The sequence below is a fragment of the Paenibacillus taichungensis genome, from assembly GCF_047302525.1.
GTDB lineage: Bacteria > Bacillota > Bacilli > Paenibacillales > Paenibacillaceae > Paenibacillus > Paenibacillus taichungensis_B.
This window is the reverse complement of the sequence record NZ_CP168020.1, coordinates 6,560,376-6,576,559: the sequence shown is the minus strand read 5'-3', so window position 1 is coordinate 6,576,559 and position 16,184 is coordinate 6,560,376. Positions and strand designations below refer to the sequence as shown.

The window sequence follows — 16,184 nt, the reverse complement described above, 5'->3', positions numbered from 1 at the left end:
TCAATATTACCATTGTATATAATTGGAAGACAAATTGGAAATCCGTCAAACAAATAACGAAAAACCCCGAAACCCACAGATCCATCTTGCTCCGATCTGTTGATTCCAGGGTTGGCTTATATCGTATTCACTTGCAAAGAGTCTGTCCTAGGATCAAAACTATTGCTCCTGCTGTGTTGATTTGCGTCTAAATAGTTTCATTACCAGTTCCGTAATGCTTGGCTGTTCTGAGGAACCGAGAATATCCTCGTTCTCTTCCGTATGCACTTTGATACTCATCACAAGTCCCATACTAAGCATGTTGAGAACAAGCGAGGTTCCCCCGAAACTGATAAACGGCAGCGTAATCCCTGTCAGCGGCATCAGACCAATGAACGGACCGATATTGACAAAGATCTGGTAGAGCAGCATCGCTATGATGCCGACAATCAGATAGGGCCCTGCCCTGTCCTTACATTCCAGTGCAATCAACACCAGTCTGTGAATCAAGATAAAGTAGAGCAGCAGCAGCACCGATGCTCCAACAAAACCAAATTCTTCACCAATCTGCACAAAGATCGAGTCCGCGTAGGCCAGCGGCACCCGATTCGACTGAATAGTGGTACCTTCCATGTATCCTTTACCGCTAATACCTCCAGAGCCTATAGCCAACTTGGCATTGTAGGTCTGCCAAAGCACATCCCTTGACGTCTGATCCGGCACGAGCCAAGGATCGAAACGATCTGCCCAGTGAGAGCGACCAATGTCCTTCAGAAATTTCACAACTTCGTCATGGTAATGAATATAGGCTTGTGTCCCACCTATCAAAGCGGCCACCGCTATGACAAAACCAATCAGGGCATGTGTGAATTTGATATTGCCTATCCAAAGAAGCCCTACCAGGATAACAACATAACTCAGCGCATTCCCCAAGTCATTTTGAAGCAATACGAGCAGCAACGGGGGAAGCACACAGAGTGAGATCGGGATGACATCTCGCCCAAAAAACAATGGTCTGTTTTTCTTCCTCGCCAGAAGCGCTGACAGGAAGACAATCAGACATAATTTGAATAGCTCGGCAGGCTGCAAGCTCAGGCCAAATATAGAGAGCCAGCCTTGAGCACCGTAGTACTCCTTACCGATAAACATAACAAGAATAAGCAGTATCATGCCCACGCCATAAATGTATAAGTAATTTTTAATGATCAATTTGTAGTTAATCATGGACATTCCGAAAAACACAATAAAACCGATAATATAAAAAATTACTGCTTTCTGGGGATAAACCTCCCACTTCGGTCTTCCGAAGGTGGTACTATAAATCGACAAGATACTAATGACCATCAGAATGAGCAATATAAAAACAATCGAATAGTCTATTTTTTTGAATTTATGCAGCATGTAGTTATGTTCCTCCAAGCATTCAGCAATCTTCGGTATATCTCATTGTAGAGGATTTCACGGCAAAAAGAAAACCCGTGGAACCTTACATTTTCGTCACCTGTTCCGAAGTGCGAACACCCAGCACATGCCGTTCAATGCCTGCAAGGTCCGGCACGACGATAATTTCCGGCCAATATCCGGCCGATTCAAGCAGAGCTGCGATATCCCCGGCCTGACCCTGACCCAGCTCAAAACCGATGATCTGCGGCGGTGCAGGCAGCAGCGCCAGCTGCTCCAGCATGATGCGGTACGGCCCCAGCCCATCCGGGCCGCCATCCAGTGCCGTGCGCGGCTCATGATCGCGCACCTCGGGCTGCAACCCGGCGATATCTGCCGCCGGGATGTAAGGCGGGTTGGACACCAGGATGTCCACCCGTGCCCCAGCGAACGGGGCCAGCAGATCGCCTTCACGGAAGTCGATCTGCACTCCGTTCGCGGCCGCGTTGCGCGCGGCCACTTGCAGGGCAGCCGCCGAGATATCTCCGGCGCCTACCTGCCAGCGCGGGCGCTGCGAAGCCATCGTCACTGCGATGGCGCCGCTGCCCGTGCCAATGTCGACGGCGAGCGGAGCGCCGCCGGGAAACACGCGGTCGGCTTCGCGCAGCACAGCCTCGACCAGCAGCTCGGTCTCCGGCCGCGGAATCAGCACGGCCGGAGTGACCTCAAACGGCAGCCCATAGAATTCCTGGCTGCCGATGATGTACTGCGCCGGCTCACCCGCAGCCTTGCGCGTGACGGCGTCTTCCCAGCGACTGCGAAGCTCGCTGGGAAACGGCTCCGGCTGCATCATATAGTACTCGGCCCCTTCGCGGCCGAGTACATGCTCCAGCAGCAGCCGGGCATTATTCTGCGGCTCGTACACGCCGCACTTCTCCAAAAAAGAGGAAGCCTCCACGAAGGCTTCCCGACAGCTCTGTTCCGGCGTCATGACAAACTGCGCGCGGGTCACAGCATTATTCTCCTCTATCCATCATATCCGTCTGCTCGGCAATGGTCAGTGCAGACAAGATATCTTCAATCTCACCATTCATGATTTGATCCAGCTTGTGCATCGTCAATCCGATACGGTGATCCGTAACACGGCTTTGTGGGAAGTTATAGGTACGAATCCGCTCACTGCGATCACCTGTACCCACTTTGCTCTTCCGTTCACTCGAAATTTTTGCTTCTTCTTCCTGACGCATCATATCGAAGATACGCGTACGCAGAACCTGCAATGCTTTTTCCTTGTTCGAGTTCTGGGATTTACCATCCTGACACGTCGCCACGATTCCCGTTGGAACGTGAGTTACCCGTACAGCCGATTTCGTGGTATTAACCGATTGTCCACCGGCACCACTGGAACAGAATGTATCTACACGGATATCTTTATCATGAATTTCGATATCGAAATCTTCGGCTTCAGGCATAACGGCTACTGTCGAAGTAGACGTATGAATACGTCCACCCGATTCGGTTGTCGGGATACGCTGCACACGGTGCGCACCACTTTCGTATTTCATTTTGCTGTAAGCACCACGACCGTTGATGAGGAAAATAACCTCTTTGAAGCCGCCCACATCATTCGTATTGGCATCCATCAGTTCCACGCGCCAGCCTTGATTATCGGCATAACGTGTATACATCCGGTACAGATCCGCTGCAAACAGCGCCGCTTCATCTCCACCAGCCGCTCCGCGAATTTCCACGATGACGTTTTTATCATCATTCGGGTCTTTTGGCAGCATGAGAACACGAATCAGATCGTCCAGTTCTTTCTGGCGAGTGCTCAGCTCATCAATTTCCATTTTGACCATTTCACGCATCTCGTCGTCCAGCTTCTCGCCCTGCATTTCTTTGGCGGCTTCGAGATCCTGACTTACCTGTTTGTACTCACTGTATGCTTCATAGGTAGGTTGCAGATCGGATTGTTCTTTGGAATATTCCCGCAGCTTCTTGTTATCACTTGCCACATCCGGGTCACACAGCAACTCACTTAGTTTGTCATAACGGTCGGCTAACGCCTGTAATTTATCCAACATATATAGTCACCTCACGCTTTATTTTCGTTCCAGCATTTCAACATTCATTGATCCCGATAGGCATTCATTCATGCATCATCAGACCATCTATATTTCACAAGGCACGGAGTTCTCAGAAATCCCTGACCGTAACATTCATTTTATGATCGACGTATAACATCGCTACAACGTCATCAAATCCTTTACTTTTAAGTTATAAAAAGAAATTACGCACCCTCTGTGGAACTCGCTTCAGCTCATCAAGTTAAGCGCGGAATTCAACATAGGTATACGACTCTTAATTATAGCATATTCTTATGCTCCTGAATAGCAACTGTTCGCCCGGGAGAGGACCAAAAAATTCCCAACCTACATAGCCGAAACATCAGAATCACCAGCTACAATATTTCCTCCTCTGTCTCTCCTTCTTTTTTATTATATCCACCACCTGCAAACAATCCAGCAAAAGTAAAGGTTATGTAAAAGGTTCTAGAATATAAAACGCCCTGCCATCTTCAATGGAAGACAACAGGGCTATAGCAATTTTCTATCCTCTTGTGTGTATCAATTAAACGTTGAAGCGGAAGTGCATAACATCGCCGTCATTGACAACATACTCTTTACCTTCGAGGCGAAGTTGTCCGCGCTCCTTGGCACCGTTCATGGAACCGGCAGCAACCAGATCGTTGTAGGAAACAACCTCTGCCCGGATAAAGCCACGCTCGAAGTCCGTGTGAATGACACCCGCTGCGCCAGGAGCTTTCGTTCCCTGACGAATGGTCCATGCACGAACTTCCTGTACGCCTGCTGTGAAGTACGTGTACAGACCCAGCAATTTGTAAGCAGCTTTGATCAACAGGTTCAGACCGGAATCCTCAATGCCGAGTTCCTCCAGGAACATTTGTTTATCTTCGCCTTCAAGCTCAGAGATCTCTTCTTCCACTTTCGCACTGATGGGTACCACTTCTGCATTTTCAGCAGCTGCGAATTCTCTTACTTTTTGCACATAGGCATTGTTCGCCACATCGCCGATTTCGTCCTCAGCTACATTGGCTGCGTACAGAACAGGCTTCAGGGTAAGCAAGTGCAGATCGCGCACGATCAGACGCTCTTCGTCCGTAAGCTCCATGCTGCGTGCTGGCTTGTCTTCGTACAGAACAGCCTTCACTTTCTCCAGTACTTCCACTTCCTGAGCAGCTGACTTGTTGCCGCCCTTCATGTTTTTCTTGGAGCGATCGATTTTTTTCTCGACACTCTCGATATCGGCCAGGATCAGCTCCAGATTGATCGTTTGGATGTCGCTTACCGGATCAATTTTGCCATCGACGTGTGTGATGTTCTCGTCTACAAAGCAACGTACCACGTGTACAATCGCGTCTACTTCACGAATGTGGGCAAGGAACTTGTTACCAAGACCTTCGCCTTTGCTCGCACCACGAACAAGACCTGCGATATCTACAAATTCAAATGCCGTTGGTACCGTTTTTTTCGGTACAACGAGTTCTGTTAATTTGTCCAAACGCTCGTCCGGTACTTCAACGATCCCCACGTTAGGGTCAATCGTACAGAACGGATAGTTTGCCGATTCGGCACCAGCTTGTGTAATTGCGTTAAACAGTGTGGATTTACCAACGTTAGGCAGGCCCACGATTCCAGCTTTCAAAGCCATGTATATGACAACTCCTCATTGATTACTTGTTCGGTATGGATAATCCTATACATTATATATGACAAACCCCAAGGCATCAAGGAACTTTGGATTTGGGTTTATCGCTGTATTAGGTGTTCAATTCCTTGTACATCGTCAGATCAGTTACCTCATACCCCATCTTGCGATACAGGCTGCTTGCCCGCACATTATGTCCAAACACATGCAGACCAATGCGATCCACGCCAAGACTCAAGACTTCCCTTTCAAGTGCCTCCATCGTCTCTGTACCATAACCCTTGCCCCGATAGGCTTCTTCGACCACAATATCCAGCAAAAAAGCGTCTTTGCCACGGCGGTTATCCGTAACGTTAAACCAGATATAACCCACATTCCCGTCCACGGCATGTACCAAATTATAGAGGTAAGCACCCGGTGTATTCAGCCCTTCAGGCAAATATTTATCGTAGGATGCCTCCGCAAGTCCCTGCGCCTCTTCCGCAGCCCAAGTCCCCGCCTCTACTTTCTCTTCTGCAAAATCTTTAATCGAGCGAATATGGAAATTAGCATATTCTTCTTGATTCATTGGGATCAGTTCCATTGGTTTCCCTCCTAGTTCGAGTGTTCTATGTATGATCTTTTTGCACTCTATAGTATTGTATCTTGTTATACCATGGTCTGCATGATGCAATTCCAGCCAAATCCTATACAACTTTTGGTTACCTCACTCTGTTTATACCTATATGAAAGAAAGGAGCAGATCACTTATGAATACACGTCGTCCCTTTTCAAAAAGGAAAATAATCATCCTTTCTACAGTGATTCTCTTCATTGGATTAGTTATTTCTATGGGTTATCAGGCGCTGGACCCCTTCAGACATTTAAGGATCACGATTCACAATCAGTCCGATTATGATCTCTCTAATATCACAGCACGTGTGAGCAGCGGCATTGAATCGTTCAATACAAACAATGAGGGTACTATATACACCTTAAAGAAAGGTGTCCCCAGCGGGGAACAAGTGAAGTTCGCTCCACAGCTGCGACTCTCCGGTGAAGGATCCATCTATCTGGAGTTTACGGACAGCCGTGGTGAAACCTATAACAAGACGGTGTGCGGTTATACCGAATACTTGTCTGGCAACTCCTATGTGACTGTAACCAACGAAACAATAACCGTGAAAGAAGAATGTATGTAGCCCCTCTCTCCCACGTTAAACAACAAAAAGAGGCTCCCCAATCCGTCATGACCTGACGGGGTTCCCCTTTTAACACGCTAAAGTTATCAACTTGTAACGAATCACACACGTTCTATTAGATCTTAATTGCACAGATTCGGCGGGGTAACGAACCACAGAAGCTTTATACCCTCATTTTGCATGTCACATCATACGTTTTGCAGGAATAGCGTGTCTAAGGTTCGTTAGCTATTCATCCCAAGCAAATTCACATAATAAGGTGCATCCGGTTCGTTAGCTCAGCTTACATATATCCAAATCAAATTTAACGCCGCTCCACCAGACGTGGCGTGCCTTGCAAATCCTCGATCCGCCCTGCGCCAATGCCAAACATGACGGTACGCAGCTCGAATTCCACCTGTTCTAGACACTGATCTAGCGCTGCATCCGAGGCAACAGCAGACTCCAGCAAAGATCGCCCGAACCCGGCCAGGTCTACACCAAGCGCCAGTGCTTTGGCCGCATCAACACCGCTGTATAACCCGCCACTGCCAATCAGAGCACCCGTGGGGTTCACCGCTCTCACTTCCTGAATACATTCCGCTGTCGGAATGCCCCAGTCTGCAAAAGCTTCTGCTGCCGCACGACGTACCGGATTCGAATTCCGGAACTTCTCTACTTGCACCCAACTGGTGCCACCTGCTCCGGCCACATCAATAAAAGCCACACCTGCTTCGTACAATCGTTGTGCCGTTACTCCATCTATGCCAAAACCCACTTCTTTCACACCAACAGGTACATCTAATTGCTGGCACAAACCCTCGATTCGATGAAGTAATCCGCTAAAATCGGTATTGCCTTCAGGCTGGAAGATCTCCTGCAAACTGTTCAAATGCAGCACCAGCATATCTGCGCCAGCAATCTCAACTGCCCGCTGGAAATCAGCAGTGTTGAAGCCGTAATTCAGCTGCACCGCACCGAGGTTCGCAATGACCGGAATATCCGGTGCCCAGCGCCGCACATCAAAGGTCGTTGCCAGTTCAGGCTGTTCCACGGCAGCCCGAATCGAACCTACGCCGAGTGCCCAGCCTCGGGCGTTCGCCACACGGGCAAGCCGCTCATTGATGGCGCCCGTTGTTTTGCTTCCACCCGTCATCGAACTGATGAGCAGGGGTGTTCGCACCTTTTTACCAATAAACGCAGTCTCCAGACTCACCTCTTCAAAATTCAATTCAGGTAACGGGTTATGACGAAAAGCATATCGCTCCATTCCGCTGGTTACCCCTTCTCCTGCCACATTCTCTTCAAGACAGAGGCGCACATGCTCCAGCTTCCGTTCCCCCGTAGCCACCTCGGGAAGCAGCCGTTCGCCGGCTCGCTCTTGTTCATTCATGATGAGACCTCCTTATGTGAGAATAGTGCTGATGGACAGGATAATTGCCAGTTTCGGCTAGGCTCCATTCAGGATTTGCCCGATACAGCAGAGAGATTCTCAGAAATATTAATTCTTATTATGTAACGTACAAACTGTATGATTTGGATCTATATTATAAATGATATTCACACTCAATGCGTCAACTCTACCCAGTATAACGTTCCGGCCCAGCAATGGAAAGGGTGCCCCGAAACCCAACAATAACTTGAATTCCGAGGCACAATTAATATTTGCTACTCAGAGATTTGGAGGTTGGGTCAGTCATTCTGTTAGATGAATCTCTTCTATAACTTACCTTAAGATTTCCGATGCAAGCTGCGCTCCAACAAGTTGCCCGGACAATGTCACAATCGGTGTTCCGCCGCCCGGATGCGTCGTTCCACCCACGTACCACAGTCCTTGTACATCCTTGCTTTTGTTGCCGGGACGCATGAAGGTCTGCTTCACGGAGTTGGACGAGATGCCGTAGATCGACCCTTGATGGGCCAGGGTATCCCGTTCTATATGCTGTGGCGTGTACCGGATCAGCACATCGGACTGCTTCAATCCCGTAATGCCCAGCTCGGCCAGCTTCTCCAACACCAACTCACCGTATCCGTCCATCTGCTCATCCCAATGCCAGGAGTCCGACAAATACGGAGCGTTCACCAGAATGAAAAGATTGCTGGCTCCCGCTGGAGCCATACCCGCTTCCGAATAACCGGAATAACAGATGTAGATCGTGGGATCGGCAGGCATTTTTCGGTCACGGAAAATATGGTCAAACTCCGGTTCATACCGTTCAGGGAAAAAGACGGTATGGTGCAGCAGGGATTCATACTGTCTCCGCACACCAGCCAATGTTACAAACCCGGATATCGAAGGCTCATACTTGCGAATCCGTTCATCACTCATCTGTTTGCGATATTCTGGCGCAAGCAGCAGCCGATTTACGCTCAGCACATCTCCATTGGCAACGACCTGATCGGCTTCCCGGAAGCCCTGATCCGTATCCACACCTGCCACTTTACCATGTCTGATAACAATTTGCCGGACTTCGATGCCAGTCACGATCTGCACCCCTTTTTCCTGTGCAAGCCGTGTCATTGCTTCTATTAGTTGATAGGTTCCACCCTTCACCCCATAGATGCCCTCTTCTGCTTCCACATGACCCATCATGGCAAAGATCGAAGGCGCCTGATATGGTGATGACCCAACATAGGTCGCGTACCGACCGAACATCGCAAGGGTATGAGGGTGCTGGAAATACGAACGCAGCAGCTTGTCCAACTTCACTGTAGGCCGTACACGCAGCAGACTGCGCAGCATTCGAAGATTATATTTATCCTTGGGCGATAACAGCAACTTTCCAAGAAAATGACGATTGGCTTCTGTATACAGCACAGCAGACTCATCCATAAATGCATCATAACGGGCTGCATCCTCTGGGCTGTAGGCAGCAATCTGCTCCTTCATCCTCTCTCGATTGCCCGACAAATCAACTACAGTCCCATCTGCAAAACTATTACGTGTACGTGGTTCCAGCTCATATAACTGAACGTAATCCTCCATCTCCACACCTGCGTGATCGAAGACAGAACGGAAGCTTGCGGGCATCGTGATCGTACTTGGCCCCCGGTCAAAATGATATCCATCCTGCTCGATTTGTTGCAGCTTTCCACCGACCCGATCCTGCCGTTCCAGAATAGTTACCCGTACGCCCAGCGAAGCTAGCCGAATGGCACACGATAGACCTCCAAATCCTGCGCCGATAATAATGACGTTACCCTTCAACTGTACCGCCTACCTTTCCATACATACCCCTTGCCGGAACGACCTGCCTGCCAGGAAGCTATGCCGATCGCAATGACACAGGCCATGCTAATCGGTTGCAGGAAAGCAAGCCACCAGGGTTGTCCTCCAACGTGATCCGATACCCTTTTGACTGCCATCCCGAGCACGGTTCCCACAAGACCATAGATGATGGACGTAGCATTGCCCGACAACAAACCGATAATCAGACCGAGCGGAGGCACAATATACATCAATGTATACATCAGCATCGTGCCTAACAGCAGCACATCTTTGCGCCCCATGCCTTCGTACATGTTTTTCTTATACCCGTTCCACACTTCTGCAACATTCTGGTACATTCGCGTATTCGTCACGTCATGAACGTCGACCAGCATAACGGGATGCCCCGCACGCTTAACCGCCTTCGCCAGGCTCATATCATCGACCAGATCAGCCTGGATTGCAGCATGTCCACCAGAGGCCTTATAACTGGAACGATGAATGAGCAAAAACGCCCCTGTAGCGGCTACAAACATCGGATTGGATGATCTGCGTATCATGAAAATGGGGAGATGGCTGATGATGGTGAACACCATCATGGGTACAACAAGCTTTTCCATCCAGGTCTTCGTCACCTGATAGGGGAATCCCGTTACGAGGCCGCCGCCTTGCTCACACCCCGCAGCAATAGTCTGCCGGATGGCTGCAGGTTCCAAGCGCACATCGGCATCCACGAACATAAACCACTCACCCTTGGCCTCCTGCACCAGTCGGTGACAAGCATGAGATTTCCCCATCCAGCCTGCGGGAAGCTCCATACCATGCAACAGGCGCACACGTGGATCACGATCGGCAATCCCCTGAACTATGGCTGCGGTCTCATCTTCAGAGCGATCATCCAGCACCAGTACTTCCATCCGAAATCCGGATGTATCGCTGGCAAGCACACTTTCCAGACATCCTTGGATGTGCAGTTTCTCGTTACGGGCAGGAACTAGCACAGAGATCAGGATATCCTTGTCCTTCAATCTGTCTGCGTTGAATGAGCGCACTTTGGGCAGACAGGAGACGTTCCATATCGCAAACACCAACTGAACGCCCAATACAAAAGTCAGTATAATCCATCCTATTTCAGATGCACTCATCGCTAACGGTTCACCCGCTTTCGTGCCGCATCGTATTTTTCACTCGTTGAACGCACATGGCGGATCAGTGGAAAAGCACCCGGCAAACTCCCCTGCCCGATGCGTGCCAGCTCTGATTTATGGTCATTCAACTGCTGCTCCAGCCCCCTACTCAATCTGGTAGCAATCTCTTCACTCTTCCATGTCTTCCAATCTTCTATCACAGGCGTGCCCACCTGCATCGATATTTCCGGCAAATCATGTTGAACCATGCCGTGACACAAAGTCACAGGTACAGCTACGGCGCGTGGAGAGCGGCGTAGCAGCAAACCAATGCCTGGACGAAACTCGATTGGCCTGGCATCCTGATGCAGAATTTCCCCTTGGGGAAAGATCCAGACCCTTTTGCCGGAGTGAAGCAGCTCGGTCGTATATTGCAAGGAGGTTCGAATGCTGGATGCATTCTCCTTGTTGATTGAATACGCGCCAAGTTTGCGGAAAAAGGCATATTGTCGCAGCTGCTCTTCTTCCATCATGACATAATGATCTCCCCGGGAAGTCTGCTGCGACGCATGATAGAGCAGCAGACCATCCCACCAGGAGCTGTGGTTCATGAAATAGATGACCGGTTGATCCGGTTCTATGGGTGAACCAGTATTCGGTAACAGCGGGTCCAATGACCCTGATAACGTAAACGAGCGAAAACGTCTCCGCAGCAAATAATAATGATTGTATAAGGAAAAAATCCGGTTAAACGGGTTTGACTTTACGGCGCGAATCATATAGCCAGCTCCCCTCAGCAAGAAGCATACCCACAATAGCAATGATGAAGCTGCCCTTAATTCCTTCTTTGATAGCTAACAACCCAAACAAAAGAATAAACAGCTGATATAACCATTTCGCACGCAGCAATGAGCTTCGATCTGAAGGCATTGCCGGAAGAAACAAGGAGAGGAACGCTCCCATTACAAACCAGCTTATGTAATTGGTCCAGGGCACACCGTAGAATCCACCTGGGGCTTGCCATTGCCAGAATCCTCTGGCATGAGCAACTGGATCCAGCACCAGGTCAAGCACGATGGCCCAAAATCCAGTCTTAACCGCCCGGATCAGCTTGCCGGTCCAGGTGGAGCCGCCGCCACTCAGCAGAGCCGAGTTACCAATCACCGCAACCCAGGCGAAGCCTAATGTAACGGGTACACTGAACAGATGGATTCCGAAGAAATCGGAATACGAATACTCGCCAAAGGGCCAATGTGTATGCACACCGACCCATTCTACCCCCATGCCTCCCAGCCAAATAACGGCAGAAGCCAACCAGAGTCCGGGTTCCTTCCAAATGACTGACTGGTCGGACATTCTCGTCCGTTTACGGCCTTGATGTATCAGATCCAGTACATAGAGTGCATAGAAGATTAGGAACAAACCGTTGGAAAAGGACAGCACATCTGGAACACCGATCGTCAGCATCAATATTGCTCCGATGATATACCATGCCCAGTACAGGCCCTGAACCATCAGGATACCGCCGTGCGGGAAGCTTGGTAAGTCAGCATAGGATAACGTTCCACAATGGCACCCAGCATCTCCAGTTTCAGTTCATCGCTAACAAATGCACGCTTCGTATACACGTCATAGTCGTTGCGCTCAACCGCATGCAGAATGGTTGAATAAAAGGCTGCCGCCAGCTCAATGGCAAACGCACTTTCAGTTGGATACGTATCCAGACAGTCCATACCGATACGGAACCAGTTCAGCGCAGCTATTTTTAATTCATGAATAATGGCCTTAAACCTTTCGTCGACAACACCGTTAGCCCAATCCTGGTCGGAATATCCATGCTTCTCCATCAACTCCAGCGGAACGTAGCGACGGGATCTTGCCCGGTCTTCGCCCACATCACGGATAATATTGACGATCTGCATACCTTTGCCCAGCGCAATCCCGTTCATCGCCACGTCTGTACCTTTGTCATCGCGCAATACAGGCAACAACATCTCGCCGACGGTTCCGGCAACCAGATAACAATAATGCTCCAGTTCCTCCATCGTTCTATAGTGCGTTACTTTAAGATCGGTTAATTGTCCTTCCATTTGACGGAAGAAAGGCCCCTTGTCCAGATGAGGAAAACTCGTAAACAGCCATCGTAGTGCCGGCCAAATAAAATGTCCTTCCGCTTCTTCCAGCTGATTGAACAGATTGCGGATTTCATAAGTCGTATAGGGCGACTGCTCCGGCTCATCCACACTGTCATCGATCATGCGGCAAAAAGCATAGATAACGTACACAGCCTCGCGGCGTGGGCTGGGCAGACCTCTGAAGGCTTGATAAAAAGATGATGAGCCCTTTTGCATTAATTCCTCACACTTGTTCAAAATCGCTTCATTCATGTTTCCATCTCCTTCGTCAGTAAATTCACTGCCATCCGTGCACTTTGCATCACAATAGGAACCCCGCCTCCCGGATGTACAGACGCCCCTGCCGCATATAGACCCCGGATTGCCGGGAACGGCTTCGGTTGCGGACGATATACACCGGATTGAAACAGTACGGGTGCGATGCCAAAGCTGCCGCCGCCGTACAGCCCGTCACGCTCAGCGTCAGCGGGTGTACGTATTTTTTGCCACTTGATCGCTTCACGAAGTCCCGGAAATCCCCGTTGTTCCGCTTCTTCCAGTACACGCTCTACCAGCGCCTCGCTCTCCCTAGACCAGTCGACACCATCGGCATCCGGCACCGGAATGAGGAAGTACAACACACTCTGACCTGGCGGAGCTGCCGTCTCGTCCAATGCAGCCGGATTAAATACATAAAAAGAGGACTTCGCCGGAATGCGGCGCTGGTCGAACACTTCCCGCAAACTGCCATCAAGACTTGGGGGCAGGAAAAACTGATGCGCCGTTGCATCCTCCCAGGTTTTGTCTACGCCCGCATAGATCAACACACATCCCGATGAAGGACGATATGGCTTTCGTTTGCGTGAACTTTCAAGAGTCTGACCAAGCAGACCCGGCAGGTGGGGGAAATCGCCATTGTAGATAACTGCATCCACATTTTCTGCGCCTGGGGCTGTTTCTATACCTTTGCATATCCCATTTTCGATATTCAGTCCCGTCACTTCCGTGTTCAGTACGACGCGTCCACCACGTGATACCAGTTCCTGTTCCAGTATGGCAGGTAATGCAGCATAGCCACCTTTCACCATCCAGATGCCATATTCATGCTCTGCATAAGGAAGCAGGGAGTAAATACCCGGCGTACCGAAGGGAGATCCCCCAATGTAGAGACTTTGCAGCGAATATGCATCCAGCAGTTCCTCATGATGAAAATAATCGCCTACAGCCTTCCGTACACTTTTGTGCGCGCGTAATCGGCCCATCAGGGACATCAGAGACGGAGTGAAAAAATCCCTTTTCCGCGGAAAAGCCCGTTCCAGAAACGCAGCCCGTCCCGCCGGAAACAGCGTGTCCATATCTCTCATAAATTTTGAGAATCCCTGGCTTTCTCCAGGGAAGAGACGTTCAATCTCTTCGGCCTGCTGTTCACGTTCCGTCATTTTGGTCATCACACGTCCGCTGCTGTAATGAACTCTGTACAATGGATCACAACGCAGCAGCTCAATCTTCGAACGATCCACACCTGCTTCCTCCAAAATGCCAAGCAGCATCTCGGGCAGAAGCACGATGGTCGGGCCTTGATCGATCCGATAGTCCCCTTCCTGCTCGTAGCCGATACGACCTCCAACTCTGGAAGCCCGTTCGTATACGGTTACGTCCCAACCCTGTCGATTCAGCAGCAACGCTGAAGTCAGGCCGCCAATACCTGCACCTACGATGGCTGCCCGTTTCATGAATGGCCTCCCGCTTCCGCCGTTTTCACATACGAGGATGGTTTCGAGCGCTTGCGAGCGTCCTCTTCCTGGATCAGTTTCACGCTGATTCGAGCCGATTCAAAGATGGTCGGTAATCCACTGCCCGGATGCGTACCGCCGCCCACCAGCCACACCCTTTTCAACTCTTCAAACTGGTTATGCGGCCGAAGATACATCATCTGCCCAAGATTATGAGCCATATTAAATGTTGCTCCGCGGTACACGTCGAGTTCATTTTCCCAATCCAACGGTGTAAACATCATGGATTCTTCAATACGACTGCGGATACCTGACAACTCAGGAATCGATTCCATCTGCTTCATCATCGCCTCCTGCACATTCTCTCGTTCTACCTCCCAATCGATGTCACCGGTAAGGTTCGGCGTAGGCATGAGAACATATAATGCAGATTTCCCTTCCGGCGCCAGCGTCGAATCGAGTCTGGAAGGGTTATGAATATAGAGGGATGGATCTGCAGACAAAACTTTATGCTTCGTGATCTCGTCGACGTTCAGTCGATAGTCCTCGGGAAAATAGATGGAATGATGCGGTAAATCCACTTCACCGTCCACACCCAGATACAGCATGGCTGTGGAGCAAGAGAATTTTTTACGCTTCATTTTCTCCGGTGTATATTTCTTGAGTACGCCTGGTTCAAACAGATGGTTCACGGCATGCGCGAAGTCTGCATTAACAACGACATGATCTGCTTCAATGCGTTCGCCATTTTCAAGCAATACGCCTTCTGCACGACCATTGCGAACAATGACCTGTTTAACCGAACAGGATGTATGTATTCGTCCTCCATATTCTTCAACTACATCAGCCATGGCTTGAAACACGCGATTGACGCCGCCAATGGGGTGAAACAAACCATAATGGTGCTCAATGAATGACAGAATCGTAAATGTACCCGGGCAATCCCAAGCAGACATACCAAGGTATTTGGATTGGAACGTGAATGCCCAGCGCAAGCGCTCATCTGTGAAATAGCGGGACAGGATGCCATAGACTGTATTGTTAATATCGAGTTTTGGCAGAGCTGTCATGGCATCTCTTCGCAAATAATCTGCCAGCTTGCCAAAAGGTCTACGCAGCAAAGGCATGACTTTGCCAAACTTCACTTCCTCTTCCTGCATGAACCGAAGGTAATTGTCCTCGTTGCCGGGGAAAAGTTCCTTGATCTGTGCGGCTGTATCTTCACGGTCACGGGAAGGCTTAAACACCTTATCGCCAAAGTTTAGAGCATACAGCGGAGTCAGCTCTTTCATCTCCACATAGTCGGATAATTGGCGTCCCACAACATTGAACATCTCTTCAATCAACTGCGGCATCATCAAAAACGTTGCACCCCGGTCGAACCGATATTCGCCCAGCTCCAGTCTGGAAGAACGTCCCCCGATGACTGGCTGTTTCTCATATACATCTACTTCGTACCCCTGGCCGGACAATAACATCGCTGCTGCAAGTCCACCCGGACCTGCACCAATGACCGCTGCACGTTTACGTTGCTGATTCGGTATCATGCCACTCACCTTTCCTATGTTAAGAACTATCTCTAGTACTATAGTCTCTAACTTATTATTAAACCGCCCTTGAACTGTTCAAGCGGGTAAACGCAAAAACATTATACAAATGTAGTACAAATATTATACGACCTATTAAATCAAAAAATGACCCACTGGTCAAATTCTCTATTAAGATATTTTAGAAAGCAAAAAAAACACCCTCCG

At 49.5% G+C, this 16,184-nt stretch carries 14 protein-coding genes; 1 reads left to right on the top strand and 13 read right to left on the bottom strand.

The features are described 5' to 3' along the window. Positions 1 to 159: 159 nt before the first annotated feature. The 5 genes from ACDJ58_RS29770 to ACDJ58_RS29750 all read right to left on the bottom strand — a co-directional run bounded on the left by ACDJ58_RS29770 (position 160) and on the right by ACDJ58_RS29750 (position 5,671). Positions 160 to 1,380 (bottom strand): FtsW/RodA/SpoVE family cell cycle protein, encoded by a 1,221-nt coding sequence (locus ACDJ58_RS29770; RefSeq protein ID WP_053782835.1) that lies wholly within the window; start codon positions 1,378 to 1,380, stop codon positions 160 to 162. Positions 1,381 to 1,465: 85 nt separating this feature from the next. Next, complete coding sequence (prmC, locus tag ACDJ58_RS29765; RefSeq protein WP_082350848.1) at positions 1,466 to 2,350, bottom strand: peptide chain release factor N(5)-glutamine methyltransferase; 885 nt, start codon at positions 2,348 to 2,350, stop codon at positions 1,466 to 1,468. Positions 2,351 to 2,375: 25 nt separating this feature from the next. Beyond that, positions 2,376 to 3,443 carry a peptide chain release factor 1 gene (prfA, locus tag ACDJ58_RS29760; RefSeq protein WP_064641884.1) on the bottom strand — a complete coding sequence of 356 codons (1,068 nt, stop codon included), beginning with the start codon at positions 3,441 to 3,443 and terminating at the stop codon, positions 2,376 to 2,378. 547 nt (positions 3,444 to 3,990) lie between these two features. Then, positions 3,991 to 5,091: a redox-regulated ATPase YchF gene (ychF, locus tag ACDJ58_RS29755; RefSeq protein ID WP_413374311.1), complete on the bottom strand. Its 1,101-nt coding sequence runs from the start codon at positions 5,089 to 5,091 to the stop codon at positions 3,991 to 3,993. A 109-nt stretch (positions 5,092 to 5,200) separates the two neighbouring features. Continuing rightward, positions 5,201 to 5,671 (bottom strand): GNAT family N-acetyltransferase, encoded by a 471-nt coding sequence (locus ACDJ58_RS29750; RefSeq protein WP_413374310.1) that lies wholly within the window; start codon positions 5,669 to 5,671, stop codon positions 5,201 to 5,203. Positions 5,672 to 5,837: 166 nt separating this feature from the next. Between ACDJ58_RS29750 and ACDJ58_RS29745 the strand changes: the two genes are divergently transcribed. Then, entirely contained in the window at positions 5,838 to 6,269 is a 432-nt protein-coding gene (locus tag ACDJ58_RS29745) for a hypothetical protein (RefSeq protein WP_413374309.1), read from the top strand. 304 nt (positions 6,270 to 6,573) lie between these two features. Here ACDJ58_RS29745 and fni read toward each other — a convergent pair whose 3' ends face one another. The 8 genes from fni to ACDJ58_RS29705 all read right to left on the bottom strand — a co-directional run bounded on the left by fni (position 6,574) and on the right by ACDJ58_RS29705 (position 15,977). Then, positions 6,574 to 7,641 carry a type 2 isopentenyl-diphosphate Delta-isomerase gene (fni, locus tag ACDJ58_RS29740; RefSeq protein ID WP_413374307.1) on the bottom strand — a complete coding sequence of 356 codons (1,068 nt, stop codon included), beginning with the start codon at positions 7,639 to 7,641 and terminating at the stop codon, positions 6,574 to 6,576. A gap of 333 nt (positions 7,642 to 7,974) precedes the next feature. Continuing rightward, positions 7,975 to 9,456 carry a phytoene desaturase family protein gene (locus ACDJ58_RS29735; protein WP_413374306.1) on the bottom strand — a complete coding sequence of 494 codons (1,482 nt, stop codon included), beginning with the start codon at positions 9,454 to 9,456 and terminating at the stop codon, positions 7,975 to 7,977. Continuing rightward, complete coding sequence (locus ACDJ58_RS29730) at positions 9,453 to 10,601, bottom strand: glycosyltransferase (protein WP_413374305.1); 1,149 nt, start codon at positions 10,599 to 10,601, stop codon at positions 9,453 to 9,455. Before ACDJ58_RS29730 ends, ACDJ58_RS29735 begins: the two co-directional genes overlap by 4 nt. Before the next feature lie 2 nt (positions 10,602 to 10,603). Continuing rightward, the gene (locus ACDJ58_RS29725) at positions 10,604 to 11,362 is read right to left on the bottom strand and encodes a lysophospholipid acyltransferase family protein (protein ID WP_413374304.1); all 759 of its coding nucleotides are present in this window, start codon (positions 11,360 to 11,362) and stop codon (positions 10,604 to 10,606) included. Continuing rightward, the gene (locus tag ACDJ58_RS29720; RefSeq protein ID WP_413374303.1) at positions 11,331 to 12,098 is read right to left on the bottom strand and encodes a carotenoid biosynthesis protein; all 768 of its coding nucleotides are present in this window, start codon (positions 12,096 to 12,098) and stop codon (positions 11,331 to 11,333) included. The genes ACDJ58_RS29725 and ACDJ58_RS29720 overlap by 32 nt, the downstream gene beginning before the upstream one ends. Next, complete coding sequence (locus tag ACDJ58_RS29715) at positions 12,098 to 12,970, bottom strand: phytoene/squalene synthase family protein (RefSeq protein WP_413374302.1); 873 nt, start codon at positions 12,968 to 12,970, stop codon at positions 12,098 to 12,100. Before ACDJ58_RS29715 ends, ACDJ58_RS29720 begins: the two co-directional genes overlap by 1 nt. Beyond that, positions 12,967 to 14,430 carry a phytoene desaturase family protein gene (locus ACDJ58_RS29710; protein WP_413374301.1) on the bottom strand — a complete coding sequence of 488 codons (1,464 nt, stop codon included), beginning with the start codon at positions 14,428 to 14,430 and terminating at the stop codon, positions 12,967 to 12,969. Before ACDJ58_RS29710 ends, ACDJ58_RS29715 begins: the two co-directional genes overlap by 4 nt. Beyond that, on the bottom strand, positions 14,427 to 15,977 hold the full coding sequence (locus tag ACDJ58_RS29705) for a phytoene desaturase family protein (protein ID WP_413374300.1): 1,551 nt from the start codon (positions 15,975 to 15,977) through the stop codon (positions 14,427 to 14,429). Before ACDJ58_RS29705 ends, ACDJ58_RS29710 begins: the two co-directional genes overlap by 4 nt. Positions 15,978 to 16,184: the final 207 nt, after the last annotated feature.